Below are 13714 nucleotides of genomic sequence, written 5' to 3' on the forward strand. Positions count from 1 at the left end.
CGCAAATTATAACACAGCCGAGGTGATACAGGTAAACCTATACGCTTTATTCACGGGGATTGCCTGATATACTCATTCGTCTTGCTAAATAAGGAGTAAAAGCGCCCATGAATGCCGAAAAATCCCCGGTGGCTCACAACGTTGACCACGAAGAGATTGCCAAATTTGAAGCGGTGGCCTCCCGCTGGTGGGATCTCGAAGGTGAGTTCAAACCGCTGCATCGCATTAATCCGCTGCGTCTGGGCTATATCGCGGAGCGTTCCGGCGGTCTGTTCGGTAAGAAAGTGCTCGATGTCGGCTGCGGCGGCGGTATCCTGGCTGAGAGCATGGCGCGCGAAGGGGCGAACGTCACGGGTCTGGATATGGGCTTCGAGCCGTTGCAGGTTGCCCGTCTGCATGCCCTGGAGTCGGGTATTCAGGTTGAGTATGTGCAGGAAACCGTCGAGGAACACGCGGCGAAACATGCCCATCAGTACGATGTGGTGACCTGCATGGAGATGCTGGAGCACGTTCCCGATCCGCAATCCGTGGTGCACGCCTGTGCAAAACTGGTGAAACCGGGCGGCCAGGTCTTCTTCTCGACCATCAACCGTAATGGTAAAGCCTGGCTGATGGCCGTCGTCGGTGCGGAGTATGTGCTGCGCATGGTGCCGAAAGGGACGCACGACGCGAAGAAATTCATCAAGCCTGCGGAGTTGTTAAGCTGGGTTGACCAGACGTGGCTCAAAGAGCAGCACATTACCGGCCTGCACTACAATCCGCTGACCAATAAATTCAAACTCGCACCGGGCGTTGATGTTAACTATATGTTGCACACAACCGCCAAAAACGACTAACGTCATTCGTTATTCTTATAAAGATTGCGCGACATCATGTTGCGCAATTCTGACCACCCGTCGAAGAAATCAGCACTCGATCAAATTTTGAATTTTTTTTCTTAATTATTGACATCTCTTCCAGGCCTTACAGCATGAGGACTTAGCCTTTTTTACCCTTTCACAACCTCAATTTAACGTCAAAATCAACCCTTGTGCTGAAAAGAATCCTTACTAGAATACTCACCATATAGCGTTTTTCTTATCGCAAACCCCCTATATGTAGTATTTATCCACAGAGTTAGTCACAAGACGGTTCTGTGGATAAGCGGGGGATATTTTTTATTTCACGGACAGGTAAACCCCACATGAATCAGAGTCTGCTGGTGACAAAGCGCGACGGTACTACCGAGCGTATCAATCTGGACAAAATCCATCGAGTTCTCGACTGGGCAGCAGAAGGACTGAACAACGTATCTATCTCCCAGGTTGAACTGCGTTCTCACATCCAGTTCTACGACGGCATCAAAACGTCTGATATCCACGAAACCATCATCAAAGCGGCGGCAGACCTGATCTCCCGTGAAGCACCGGATTATCAGTACCTTGCGGCACGTCTGGCCATTTTCCACCTGCGTAAAAAAGCCTACGGCCAGTTTGAGCCGCCGAAGCTGTACGACCACGTGGTGAAAATGGTTGAGCTGGGCAAATACGACACGCATCTGCTGGAAGACTATACGGAAGAAGAGTTCGAGCAGATGAACGGGTTTATCGATCACTGGCGCGATATGAACTTCTCCTATGCGGCAGTGAAGCAGCTCGAAGGCAAATACCTGGTTCAGAACCGTGTCACCGGTGAGATCTACGAAAGCGCCCAGTTCCTCTATATTCTGGTGGCCGCCTGCCTGTTCTCCAACTATCCGCGTGAAACCCGTCTGGACTACGTGAAGCGTTTCTACGATGCGGTTTCTACGTTCAAGATTTCTCTGCCTACGCCAATCATGTCTGGCGTGCGTACTCCAACCCGTCAGTTCAGCTCCTGCGTACTGATCGAGTGCGGTGACAGCCTGGATTCCATCAACGCCACCTCCAGCGCCATTGTGAAATACGTTTCCCAGCGTGCCGGTATCGGTATCAACGCCGGCCGCATTCGTGCGCTGGGCAGCCCGATTCGCGGCGGTGAAGCGTTCCACACCGGCTGTATCCCGTTCTACAAACACTTCCAGACGGCCGTGAAATCCTGCTCTCAGGGCGGCGTGCGTGGTGGTGCAGCGACCCTGTTCTACCCAATGTGGCACCTGGAAGTGGAAAGCCTGCTGGTCCTGAAAAACAACCGCGGCGTGGAAGGCAACCGCGTGCGTCACATGGACTACGGCGTACAGATCAACAAGCTGATGTATACCCGTCTGCTGAAAGGCGAAGATATCACCCTGTTCAGCCCTTCTGACGTCCCGGGCCTGTATGACGCGTTCTTCGCCGATCAGGACGAGTTCGAGCGTCTGTATACCAAATACGAAAAAGACGACAGCATCCGTAAACAGCGCGTGAAAGCGGTCGACCTGTTCTCCCTGATGATGCAGGAACGTGCCTCTACCGGTCGTATCTACATCCAGAACGTTGACCACTGCAACACCCACAGCCCGTTTGACCCGGTGGTTGCCCCAGTGCGCCAGTCTAACCTGTGCCTGGAGATCGCCCTGCCGACCAAACCGCTGGAAGACGTGAACGACGAAAACGGTGAAATTGCGCTGTGTACGCTGTCCGCGTTCAACCTGGGTGCGATTAAGAGCCTGGACGAGCTGGAAGAGCTGGCTGTGCTGGCCGTCCGTGCCCTCGACGCCCTGCTGGACTACCAGGATTACCCAATCCCGGCAGCCAAACGCGGTGCGATGGGCCGTCGTACCCTGGGTATCGGCGTGATCAACTTCGCCTACTGGCTGGCGAAAAACGGCAAGCGTTACTCTGACGGCAGCGCCAACAACCTGACCCACCAGACGTTTGAAGCCATTCAGTACTATCTGATGAAAGCCTCTAACGAGCTGGCGAAAGAGCAAGGCGCGTGCCCGTGGTTCAACGAAACCACCTATGCGAAAGGCATTCTGCCTATCGACACCTACAAGAAAGACCTGGATGCGATTGTCAGCGAGCCGCTGCATCTCGACTGGGAAGGCCTGCGCGAGTCCATCAAGACCTACGGCCTGCGTAACTCCACGCTCTCTGCGCTGATGCCGTCCGAGACCTCTTCGCAGATCTCCAACGCCACCAACGGTATTGAGCCACCGCGCGGCCACGTCAGCATCAAAGCCTCGAAAGACGGCGTGCTGCGTCAGGTGGTGCCGGATTACGAGACGCTGGGTGACAACTACGAGCTGCTGTGGGAAATGCCTAACAACGACGGCTACCTGCAGCTGGTGGGTATCATGCAGAAATTTATCGACCAGTCGATCTCTGCCAATACCAACTACGACCCGACGCGCTTCCCGTCTGGCAAGGTTCCGATGCAGCAGCTGCTGAAAGACCTGCTGACCGCCTACAAATTTGGCGTGAAAACCCTGTACTATCACAACACCCGTGATGGTGCGGAAGACGCGCAGGACGACCTGGTTCCGTCAATTCAGGACGATGGCTGCGAAAGCGGCGCATGTAAGATCTAAGCACTTTGCCGGGTAGCGCTACGCTTACCCGGCCTACGATTTTGGAGGCCCGGCAAACGCAGTGCCGCCGGGCAATAAAATCTCAACAGGACTCACCGCAATGGCATATACCACCTTTTCACAGACGAAAAACGACCAGCTCAAAGAGCCGATGTTCTTCGGCCAGCCGGTCAACGTGGCACGCTACGATCAGCAAAAATATGACATCTTCGAAAAGCTGATTGAAAAGCAACTCTCCTTCTTCTGGCGTCCGGAAGAAGTGGACGTTTCCCGCGACCGTATTGACTACCAGTCGTTGCCGGATCACGAAAAACATATCTTCATCAGCAACCTGAAATACCAGACGCTGCTGGACTCCATTCAGGGACGTAGCCCAAACGTGGCGCTGCTGCCGCTGATCTCCATTCCTGAGCTGGAAACCTGGGTAGAAACCTGGGCGTTCTCCGAGACGATCCACTCCCGCTCTTACACCCACATCATCCGCAACATCGTCAACGATCCGGCGGTGGTATTTGACGATATCGTCACCAATGAGCAGATCCAGAAGCGCGCGGAAGGCATTGCCCATTACTACGACGAGCTGATTGAGATGACCAGCTACTGGCATCTGCTGGGCGAAGGCACTCACCATGTGAACGGTAAAACCATCACCGTGAACCTGCGTGCGCTGAAAAAGCAGCTGTATCTGTGTCTGATGAGCGTCAACGCGCTGGAAGCGATCCGCTTCTACGTGAGCTTTGCCTGCTCCTTCGCCTTTGCCGAGCGCAAGCTGATGGAAGGTAACGCCAAAATCATCCGTCTGATCGCCCGTGACGAAGCCCTGCACCTGACCGGTACCCAGCACATGCTGAATCTGCTGCGCAGCGGTTCGGACGACCCGGAGATGGCGCAAATTGCCGAAGAGTGCAAACAGGAGTGCTATGACCTGTTCGTGCTGGCGGCCCAGCAGGAGAAAGAGTGGGCAGACTACCTGTTCCGCGACGGCTCCATGATTGGCCTGAACAAAGATATTCTGTGCCAGTACGTTGAATACATTACCAACATCCGTATGCAGGCAGTTGGTCTCGACCTGCCGTTCCAGACGCGCTCTAACCCTATTCCGTGGATCAACACCTGGCTGGTGTCCGATAACGTGCAGGTGGCGCCACAGGAAGTGGAAGTCAGTTCTTACCTGGTCGGTCAGATTGATTCTGAAGTGAACACTGACGACCTGAGCGACTTCCAGCTCTGATGACACGCGTCACGCTGAGCCTTTCGGGCACCGAAGTGCTGTGTCAGGAAGAGCACCCTTCCCTGCTGGTGGCGCTTGAAGCGCATCAGGTGGAGGTGGAGTACCAGTGTCGTGAAGGTTATTGCGGCTCCTGCCGCTGCCGCCTGGTCGCAGGCCAGGTGGACTGGCTGACCGAACCGCTGGCCTTTATCAACGAAGGGGAAATTTTGCCCTGCTGCTGCCGGGCAAAAGGCGATATAGAAATCGAGATGTGATTGTGTCGGGTGACGCTTCGCTTACCCGACCTACAAAACCGCAGTTCGTAGGCCGGGTAAGGCGCAGCCGCCACCCGGCAATTTCAGCGTTTATCCTTCAAAAAACTCACCGCTTTATCCGGGAAATCCGTAAACAGTCCGTCCACGCCCGCCTGGTTATACAACACCTCATAAAGCTGATTCACGTCCGTGGCATACGGCGGCAGCTGGTCTGCGCGCACCGTGTACGGATGGACCTGCATCTTGCTGGCATGCGCCTCTTTCACCATCGCCGTCAGCTTCACGTGGCCCGGTGTAGAGCCCTCTGCCACCAGCATGTGGTAATCCGGCCCGATACCGTCGGCGTACTGCGCAATCTGCTTCATCGCGCCCGGCTTAAACATCCAGTCGTAGTTGTAGTTTACCCACTTGCCGTCCGGCTGCTTCTCCTGGGTTTCATTCCAGTCGGTGTAGGCAATCAGCTGCACCAGATTGAGATCCATCCCCATCTTCGGCTCCAGCTCGGTCTTGATGCGCTTGAGCTCAGCGGCGTCAAAACACTGCAGATAAACCTTGTCCTTCTTGCTGGTGTAGCCGTACTGCTTCAGCACTTCCAGCGTTTTCGCGGCAATGTCTTTCCCTTCCTGGTGGTGGAACCACGGCGCCTTGATTTCCGGGTAGATGCCGATATTTTTCCCGGTTGAGTGGTTCAGCCCCTGAACAAACTCAATCTCGTCCTGGAAGGTATGGATCCGGAAGTCAGATTTGCCCATCGGGAAACGTCCCGGATAAACCTGCTTCTTCTTGCCATTTTCAATCTCGAAGCCTTCCGTGAACTTCAGCGAGCGGATTTCTGCCAGCGTAAAGTCAATGGCGTAGTAGCGGCCATCTTTGCGGGCGCGGTCCGGGAAACGCTCTGCCACGTCCGTCACGCGGTCAAGGTAGTGATCGTGCAGGACAACCAGCTGGTCATCCTTCGTCATCACCAGATCCTGCTCCAGATAATCCGCACCCTGCGCATAGGCCATCGCTTTTGCCGGCAGCGTATGCTCCGGCAGATAGCCGCTCGCGCCGCGGTGGGCGATGACGATTTTATCTGCCGCCAGCGCGGACCCGGTCATCAGGCCCGCCAGCAGCAGGCCCGTCGCTAACTGTGTTAATTTCATAACAATGCTCCTTATTGACGACGCGCCAGCACTTCCGCGTGGTGACGTTTTTCACCGATCATCACAACAACCAGCAGCAGGACCGCCAGCACGCTGCCGCCAATCATCACCATAAAGCCGCCGTCCCAGCCGAAGAAGTCAACGGTGTAGCCGACAATGGCGCTCGCCGCGACCGAACCGCCCAGATAGCCAAACAGACCGGTAAAGCCCGCCGCCGTGCCTGCCGCTTTTTTCGGTGCCAGCTCCAGAGCGTGCAGACCAATCAGCATTACCGGACCGTAAATCAGGAAGCCGATGACGATCATACAGGCCATATCGACTGATGGGTTACCCGGCGGGTTGAGCCAGTACACCACGGTGGCGATGGTGACCAGAGTCATAAAGAAGACGCCCGTCGCACCGCGGTTGCCTTTAAACACTTTGTCCGACATCCAGCCGCAAATCAGGGTGCCCGGGATCCCCGCATATTCATACAGGAAGTAGGCCCAGGAGGATTTATCCAGCGCGAAGTGCTTCACCTCTTTCAGGTAAGTCGGCGACCAGTCGAGAATGCCGTAGCGCAGCAGATAAACGAACACGTTGGCGATCGCGATATACCACAGCAGCTTGTTAGGCAGCACGTACTTCATGAAGATCTGCTTTGCCGTCAGCTCTTCTTCGTGCTTCTCGCTGTAATCATCCGGGTAGTCGTTTTTGTACTCTTCAATCGGGGGCAGGCCGCAGGACTGCGGCGTATCGCGCATCAGGGCGAAGGCAATAATCGCCACCAGAATGGCGCCAAAGGCCGGCATGTAGAGCGCTGCATGCCAGTCGTTAAACCAGGCCATCCCCAGCAGGAACAGCAGAGGCGGAATGCCGCCCCCCACGTTATGCGCACAGTTCCATACCGACACGATGCCGCCACGCTCTTTCTGCGACCACCAGTGCACCATGGTACGTCCGCATGGCGGCCATCCCATCCCCTGGAACCAGCCGCAGAGGAACAGCAGCACGAACATGATGGCAATGCTGGAGGTTGCCCACGGCACAAAGCCCATAAACAGCATGACCGCAGCCGCGAGGATCAGACCCGCCGGCAGGAACACGCGCGGATTCGAGCGATCCGAGACGGACCCCATGATGAATTTGGAAAAACCGTAGGCGATGGAGATCCCCGACAGCGCGAACCCCAGATCGCCGCGCGAAAAGCCCTGCTCCACCAGATACGGCATAGCAAGCGCGAAGTTTTTGCGCACAAGGTAATACGCCGCGTACCCGAAGAAGATCCCGAGGAAAATTTGCCAACGCAGACGGCGGTATAGCGGATCAATTTCTGCCTCTGGCAGACGCGCCCGATGCGGCGCAGGTTTGAAGATACTGAGCATGACAGCCTCCGTGGCCAGCTATTGAATTTACAGGGGTTTAACTGCCCCATACTCCAGAGAGGTCGCGATGTTAAGAAATCACGGTGATTGTTACTGTGAATCAACGCACAAATTGTTACAGAAATATGACAGGATGCGCAAAAAAGCGCATGAAATCACGTTTTACTTTCGAATTTCGCTCGTTTGTGTTCGAAATCAAACAAACCACAGTTTTCATGTGGCTAAATGATAAAAAACGAACACTGAGGGATGACAATGACAATTCACGATCCACGCTTTCGCGATGTGATTATCATTGGCGGTGGCGCAACCGGCGCCGGCATCGCGCGCGATTGTGCCCTGCGGGGGTTAAGCGTCACGCTGGTGGAGCGCCATGACATTGCGACAGGCGCAACCGGACGCAATCATGGACTGCTTCACAGCGGCGCCCGCTACGCCGTGACGGACGGCGAATCAGCACGCGAATGTATCGCCGAAAATCAGATCCTGCGGCATATTGCCCGCCACTGCATTGAGCCGACCGACGGTCTGTTTATCACCCTTCCCGAAGACGATCTCGCCTTTCAGTCAACCTTTTTGACGGCATGTCATGCGGCGGGGATTCAGGCCGAGGCCATCGACCCGGCCCTCGCGCGCCGCCTTGAACCCGCCGTCAACCCGGCCCTGACGGGCGCGGTCAAAGTGCCCGACGGGACGGTTGATCCCTTCCGCCTGACGGCCGCCAATATGCTGGACGCCCGCGAGCATGGGGCGCACATCCTGACCGGGCACGAAGTAACCGGGCTGATCCGTGAAGGCCATCGCATCTGCGGCGTGCGGGTGTTTGATACGCAATACAACGAACACAGCGAGCTGCTTGCCTCCGTCGTCATCAATGCCGCCGGGATCTGGGGTCAACGTATTGCGGAATATGCTGACCTGTCGGTACGCATGTTCCCGGCGAAAGGCTCCCTGCTGATCCTCGACCACCGCATTAATAACCATGTGATCAACCGCTGCCGCAAACCCTCCGATGCCGATATTCTGGTGCCGGGCGATACCATTTCGTTAATCGGCACCACCTCCACCCACGTGGACTACAGCGAAATTGATTACAACCGCGTGACCGCCGAAGAGGTGGACATCCTGCTGCGCGAAGGGGAAAAACTGGCCCCGGTCATGGCGCAGACCCGGATCCTCCGCGCCTATGCCGGCGTCCGCCCGCTGGTGGCCAGCGACGACGATCCGAGCGGGCGTAACGTCAGCCGCGGCATTGTGCTGCTCGATCACGCCGCGCGCGATGGCCTGGACGGGTTTATCACGATTACAGGCGGCAAGCTGATGACCTATCGTCTGATGGCCGAGTGGGCGACGGATGCCGTCTGCCGCAAGCTGGGCAATACCGAACGGTGCGTGACGGCAGAACAGCCTTTACCCGGATCGCGCCAGTCTACCGAGAAAACGCTGCAAAAAATCATCTCCCTGCCCGCGCCGCTGCGCGGGTCCGCAATTTACCGCCACGGCGACAGAACGCCACAGTGGCTCGGTGAAGGACGATTGAGCCGCAGCCTGGTGTGCGAGTGCGAAGCCGTGACCGCCGGTGAAGTGCAGTACGCGGTGGAGAACCTGACGGTCAATAGCCTGCTCGATCTCCGCCGCCGCACCCGCGTCGGAATGGGAACCTGTCAGGGTGAGCTCTGCGCCTGCCGTGCCGCCGGGCTGCTGCAGCGTTTTCATACCACCACCGCCACCCAGTCGCTCGATCAGCTCAGCGCGTTTTTAAACGAGCGCTGGAAGGGGATTCAGCCTGTCGCCTGGGGTGATGCCCTGCGGGAAAGCGAGTTTACCCGCTGGGTCTACCAGGGACTGTGCGGTCTTGAGAAGGAGCAACACGATGAAATTTGATGCCGTGATTGTCGGCGGCGGGCTGGCAGGCCTGCTTTGTGGAATCAAACTCACAAAGCAGGGGCTGCGCTGCGCCATTATCACCCGGGGACAGAGCGCCCTGCACTTTTCGTCAGGCTCGCTGGATCTGGTGGACGAAACCTGCCGCGAAAAGCTGCCGCCGCAGCATCCGTATCACCTGATTGGCGCGCAACATATTGACCGCTTTGCCCTGGAAACCGAAGCGCTGCTGGCAGAGTGCGGCGCACGTCTGCAGGGCAGCGCCAGGCAAAATCATCAGCGCGTCACGCCGCTTGGCACCCTGCGTTCAGCCTGGCTCAGCCCGGAGGAGGTGCCCGTTGCCCCGTTCAGCGCCGTGCGCGTGCGGGTGGTGGGCATCAGTGGTTTTCTGGATTTTCAGCCCCATCTCGCGGCAGCGTCACTCTGTCGCCAGGGGGTTAATGCTGACACCGCAGAGATAGAGCTGCCAGAGCTGGACGTTCTGCGCGATAACCCAAGTGAATTTCGCGCGGTGAATATCGCCCGTTTCCTTGATAACGAAGAGAAATGGCCGCTGCTGTATGAGGCACTCAGCCCGCTTGCGGCAGGATGCGATGCGCTATTGATGCCCGCCTGCTTTGGCTTAAACGACAACCGACTCTGGCGCTGGCTCTCAGACCGTCTGCCCTGCACGCTCGGTTTGTTGCCCACGCTGCCCCCTTCCGTACCCGGTATTCGCCTGCATACCCAACTCCAGCGCCAGTTTGTTGCGCAGGGTGGCGTCTGGATGGCAGGGGATGAAGTGAAAAAAATCCCCCTGACGGACGGCGCGGTGAACGAAATCTGGACGCGCAACCACGATGATATCCCCCTTCGGGCCCGTTATACGGTGCTGGCCAGCGGCAGTTTCTTCAGTAACGGGCTGCTGAGTAGCCGGGAGGGCATCCGGGAAGCCATTATGGGGCTGGATGTCCGACAGAGCGCCTCCCGCGCTGACTGGTACCAGAGCGATTTCTTCTCGCCGCAGCCCTGGCAACAGTTTGGCGTCATCGTCGATAACCGGCTACATCCGCAGCTTGCCGGTAAGCCCATCAGTAATCTTTTTGCCATTGGCTCGCTGCTGGGTGGATACGACCCCATCGCCCAGGGCTGCGGTGGCGGCGTCTGCGCCGTTACGGCGCTGTATGCGGCAGAGCAGATTAGCCAGCGCATGGAGGCTGAACAATGAACGATACCCGTTTTGAAAGCTGCATCAAATGCACGGTGTGTACCACGGTCTGCCCGGTCAGCGGCGTCAATCCACGCTATCCAGGCCCGAAACAGGCCGGGCCGGACGGCGAACGCCTGCGCCTGAAGGACGGCAAGCTGTACGACGAAGCCCTGAAATACTGCATCAACTGCAAACGCTGTGAAGTCGCCTGCCCATCGGATGTGAAAATCGGCGATATCATCCAACGCGCCCGGGCGCGCTACAGCACGCAAAAACCGTCACTCCGGGACGCCATTCTGAGCCATACCGATCTGATGGGCAGCCTGTCGACGCCGTTCGCTCCGCTGGTAAACGCCGCCACCTCCCTCAAACCGGTACGCCAGCTGCTGGATGCCACCCTTAAGATCGATCATCACCGCAGCCTGCCGAAATATTCTCACGGCACCTTCCGCCGCTGGTACACGTCCGTCGCGGCGAAGCAGGCGCAGTATGCCGACCAGGTGGCTTTTTTCCACGGCTGCTACGTGAACTACAACCACCCGCAGCTGGGGAAAGATCTGCTGAAGGTGCTGAACGCCATGGGAACAGGCGTACAGCTACTGAACAAGGAGAAGTGCTGCGGCGTGCCGCTGATTGCCAACGGGTTTACCGATAAAGCGCGCAGGCAGGCGCAGAGCAACGTCACGTCGCTGCGCGAAGCCATCGTCGAGAAAGGTATTCCGGTGCTGGCGACCTCCTCCACCTGTACCTTTACCCTGCGCGATGAGTATCCTCATCTGCTGGATGTGGATAACCGCGGGCTGCGCGAGCACATCGAGCTGGCGACGCGTTTCCTGTGGCGCAAACTGGACAGCGGGCAGACCCTGCCGCTCAGGAAATTGCCCCTGAAAGTGGTGTATCACACGCCGTGTCATATGGAGAAAATGGGCTGGTCGCTGTATACGCTGGAGCTGCTGCGGTTAATCCCGGGCCTGAAGCTGACGGTGCTGGATTCGCGCTGCTGCGGAATTGCGGGAACCTACGGCTTTAAACGGGAAAACTACGCCACGTCACAGGCAATTGGCGCCCCGCTGTTCCGTCAGATTGAAGAGAGCGGCGCGGATATCGTGGTGACCGACTGCGAAACCTGCAAGTGGCAGATTGAGATGTCCACAAGCTTACGCTGTGAACATCCGATTACCCTGCTGGCGAAGGCGCTGGGCTGAACATGGCCGGGGCGAAAGGCCCCGGCCAACGATTTACTCAACGAACAGCGACTCGACAACGTGGATCCAGCCGTGCTCGCTGGCCACCTCTTTGCCATTCAACCAGCGGCGCAGCATGTTCAGTGCCATCATCGCACAAACCTCCTGACGCACCGCCAGGCTGTGGCGGGTGATACTCATCTTAACCCGCAGCGCCCAGGTGCCTTCCGGCGTGGCCAGCGCGAAGTTAAGGTATTCCTCATCCAGCCCCCCGACAAACAGCGCCAGCCCGGCAAAATGTTTTACCCTTCTTTCAGATGCCCAACGGGCGGTCTGCGCCAGGGTCTCCTGCTGGAACGGCACCACTTCGCTGGCCAACAGCGGCGCGTTGACGCGAGACAACTGCAGCGCCAGCAGGCCGCCGGTGAACTGCTCGCTTAAGGTCACGCTCAGCTGGCGCGACTGCAGATGCTTCGCAATCTGCGCCGGTAGCCCTTCCGTGCCTTCGAAAATCAGGCTTTCGCCCGCCACGCGCTGCACCTCGGGCCACAAGGCCAGCATCGCCTCTTTCTGCGTGGCAGGTCCGGTCAGCTTAAGCTCAATGATTGGCATGGAGGAGCGATAGCCCATGGAAACGCCCGGCGGGAGTGAGAGGTGATCGAGGCTCTGGGCCAGATCGCTTTCAGAGCGGCCAAAAGTGGTCAGGCGCAGGCAAAGCGGGGGTTCCGGCAGGGTAAAGCGCTGGCGAAGGCGCGGCAGGATCTGCTGCTCGACCATCACCTTAAATTCTGAGGGCACGCCCGGCGTAAAGAACATCAGGCAGCGGTTCAACTGCATGGCAAACCCACATGCGGTACCAACCGGGTTATCGACCAGCTCCGCGCTGGCGGGGATCTCAGCCTGTTTGCGGTTGCTGGGGGCCATGACGCGACCGCGTTCGGCGAAAAAGCGCTCCATCTGCGAGAGCCACGCTTCATGCAGCACCAGCCCTTCGCCTTTGGCAGTCGCAGCGGCCAGCGCGCTGAGGTCGTCGCTGGTGGGGCCGAGCCCACCGTTTACAATCAGCACGTCACAGTGTTCGCTGCGCTCGCGCAGAACACTCACCAGCGACTCAAGATTGTCGCCCACGGTATTGCGGCGCGTTAACGGTAATCCTTGCTCAAAGAAAAGATCGGCAAGCCAGGCGGCATTGGTATCAATAATTTGTCCATGCAGCACTTCGTCGCCGGTGGATAACATCTCCACGTTAATCATTATGTTCTCCCGCTTATTTGGTCAGAACACTATAGCGCAAACGTGGGTGGGAGAAGAGAGAAACTGGCGCGACAGCGTGCCGCGCCGGTGTGTTTAGAAGCCTGCGCTAACGCCCACGTATGGACCGTCAGCCAGCGCATTGTCGCGGTTGCCGTCTTTGCCGGCCAGGTTCAGATAACGATAGCCCGCTTCAATGGTAATCGGACGCATGATGGTCCAGCGCGCACCGGCGTTGGCCTCTTCATAGCTGTCGATACCGCTGGAAAGCGAGTCCGGTGAGTAGTAGTACTCGCCGAACAGGCCGAAGCTGTCGCCAATTTTCCACTGCAGACCGCCGCCCACCGCCGCCGCGTACCCTTCGTCACCGTCATTCGGGTTGGTGTAGATACCTTTACCGCCAACAGTCGCCAGGAACGGGCCCAGCGGAACGTTCAGACCGAGACCGAGGCTTGCCGCGTCGCCGTCGTCATCGTTATGCGTCCAGCCACCGGTCATCGCCAGACCGGAGGTTTCCGTGCCCATGCCGAAGCCCAGGTGGGTATAATCCTGACCCGCCGAGCCGTTAATGCTAATGGCGTTTGCCGCCGCAGAAACAACCATCAGGCCGAAGCCCATTAATGCCACTTTTTTCATTATTGCGATCCCGCACATTTTATAGAGAAGTCCCAAAACCGCGAGATTTTAACCGGAGTCTTCCGGGGATCAAGGACTCTGCGTGCGGCAGGTCGAAAGATTGTCAC

11 protein-coding genes are annotated in these 13714 nt (G+C 57.6%); 7 read left to right on the top strand and 4 right to left on the bottom strand.

Features of this window, described 5'->3' with window-relative positions:
- Nucleotides 1-107 precede the first annotated feature (107 nt).
- The 4 genes from ubiG (at nt 108) to yfaE (ending at nt 4954) form a co-directional block, all read left to right on the top strand.
- The gene (gene ubiG, locus GM298_RS12890; RefSeq protein ID WP_025757205.1) at nt 108-836 is read left to right on the top strand and encodes a bifunctional 2-polyprenyl-6-hydroxyphenol methylase/3-demethylubiquinol 3-O-methyltransferase UbiG; all 729 of its coding nucleotides are present in this window, start codon (nt 108-110) and stop codon (nt 834-836) included.
- A 347-nt stretch (nt 837-1183) separates the two neighbouring features.
- Nucleotides 1184-3469: a class 1a ribonucleoside-diphosphate reductase subunit alpha gene (gene nrdA, locus GM298_RS12895; protein WP_025757204.1), complete on the top strand. Its 2286-nt coding sequence runs from the start codon at nt 1184-1186 to the stop codon at nt 3467-3469.
- 100 nt (nt 3470-3569) lie between these two features.
- Nucleotides 3570-4700: a class Ia ribonucleoside-diphosphate reductase subunit beta gene (gene nrdB / locus GM298_RS12900; protein ID WP_045286072.1), complete on the top strand. Its 1131-nt coding sequence runs from the start codon at nt 3570-3572 to the stop codon at nt 4698-4700.
- Nucleotides 4700-4954: a class I ribonucleotide reductase maintenance protein YfaE gene (yfaE, locus tag GM298_RS12905; protein ID WP_025757202.1), complete on the top strand. Its 255-nt coding sequence runs from the start codon at nt 4700-4702 to the stop codon at nt 4952-4954. The genes nrdB and yfaE overlap by 1 nt, the downstream gene beginning before the upstream one ends.
- Nucleotides 4955-5037: 83 nt before the next feature.
- On the opposite strand, the gene glpQ is transcribed toward yfaE, so the two are convergent.
- Nucleotides 5038-6099, bottom strand: a complete 1062-nt coding sequence (gene glpQ / locus GM298_RS12910; RefSeq protein WP_047959136.1) for a glycerophosphodiester phosphodiesterase — start codon at nt 6097-6099, stop codon at nt 5038-5040.
- An 11-nt stretch (nt 6100-6110) separates the two neighbouring features.
- Nucleotides 6111-7463, bottom strand: coding sequence for a glycerol-3-phosphate transporter (gene glpT, locus GM298_RS12915; RefSeq protein WP_045286075.1), 1353 nt, complete (start codon nt 7461-7463; stop codon nt 6111-6113).
- Between the two features lie 255 nt (nt 7464-7718).
- On the opposite strand from glpT, the gene glpA reads away from it, so the two are divergent.
- From glpA to glpC, 3 genes are read left to right on the top strand one after another with little or no spacing between them, the layout of a single operon-like run.
- On the top strand, nt 7719-9347 hold the full coding sequence (gene glpA / locus GM298_RS12920) for an anaerobic glycerol-3-phosphate dehydrogenase subunit A (RefSeq protein ID WP_266154208.1): 1629 nt from the start codon (nt 7719-7721) through the stop codon (nt 9345-9347).
- Nucleotides 9337-10554, top strand: a complete 1218-nt coding sequence (gene glpB, locus GM298_RS12925; protein ID WP_266154209.1) for a glycerol-3-phosphate dehydrogenase subunit GlpB — start codon at nt 9337-9339, stop codon at nt 10552-10554. Before glpA ends, glpB begins: the two co-directional genes overlap by 11 nt.
- Nucleotides 10551-11741: an anaerobic glycerol-3-phosphate dehydrogenase subunit GlpC gene (gene glpC, locus GM298_RS12930; protein WP_045286078.1), complete on the top strand. Its 1191-nt coding sequence runs from the start codon at nt 10551-10553 to the stop codon at nt 11739-11741. The genes glpB and glpC overlap by 4 nt, the downstream gene beginning before the upstream one ends.
- Before the next feature lie 33 nt (nt 11742-11774).
- On the opposite strand, the gene GM298_RS12935 is transcribed toward glpC, so the two are convergent.
- Both GM298_RS12935 and GM298_RS12940 read right to left on the bottom strand, forming a co-directional pair.
- Nucleotides 11775-12974 (bottom strand): nicotinamide mononucleotide deamidase-related protein YfaY, encoded by a 1200-nt coding sequence (locus tag GM298_RS12935; protein ID WP_047959140.1) that lies wholly within the window; start codon nt 12972-12974, stop codon nt 11775-11777.
- Between the two features lie 93 nt (nt 12975-13067).
- Nucleotides 13068-13607: a YfaZ family outer membrane protein gene (locus GM298_RS12940; protein WP_025757196.1), complete on the bottom strand. Its 540-nt coding sequence runs from the start codon at nt 13605-13607 to the stop codon at nt 13068-13070.
- Nucleotides 13608-13714 lie beyond the last annotated feature (107 nt).

This window comes from Enterobacter sp. HSTU-ASh6, from assembly GCF_026319105.1.
GTDB lineage: Bacteria > Pseudomonadota > Gammaproteobacteria > Enterobacterales > Enterobacteriaceae > Enterobacter > Enterobacter sichuanensis.

Coding starts and splice junctions, on each gene's coding strand:
- ubiG (WP_025757205.1), top strand. CDS start 108: ATGAATGCCGAAAAATCCCCGGTGGCTCACAACGTTGACCACGAAGAG.
- nrdA (WP_025757204.1), top strand. CDS start 1,184: ATGAATCAGAGTCTGCTGGTGACAAAGCGCGACGGTACTACCGAGCGT.
- nrdB (WP_045286072.1), top strand. CDS start 3,570: ATGGCATATACCACCTTTTCACAGACGAAAAACGACCAGCTCAAAGAG.
- yfaE (WP_025757202.1), top strand. CDS start 4,700: ATGACACGCGTCACGCTGAGCCTTTCGGGCACCGAAGTGCTGTGTCAG.
- glpQ (WP_047959136.1), bottom strand. CDS start 6,099: ATGAAATTAACACAGTTAGCGACGGGCCTGCTGCTGGCGGGCCTGATG.
- glpT (WP_045286075.1), bottom strand. CDS start 7,463: ATGCTCAGTATCTTCAAACCTGCGCCGCATCGGGCGCGTCTGCCAGAG.
- glpA (WP_266154208.1), top strand. CDS start 7,719: ATGACAATTCACGATCCACGCTTTCGCGATGTGATTATCATTGGCGGT.
- glpB (WP_266154209.1), top strand. CDS start 9,337: ATGAAATTTGATGCCGTGATTGTCGGCGGCGGGCTGGCAGGCCTGCTT.
- glpC (WP_045286078.1), top strand. CDS start 10,551: ATGAACGATACCCGTTTTGAAAGCTGCATCAAATGCACGGTGTGTACC.
- GM298_RS12935 (WP_047959140.1), bottom strand. CDS start 12,974: ATGATTAACGTGGAGATGTTATCCACCGGCGACGAAGTGCTGCATGGA.
- GM298_RS12940 (WP_025757196.1), bottom strand. CDS start 13,607: ATGAAAAAAGTGGCATTAATGGGCTTCGGCCTGATGGTTGTTTCTGCG.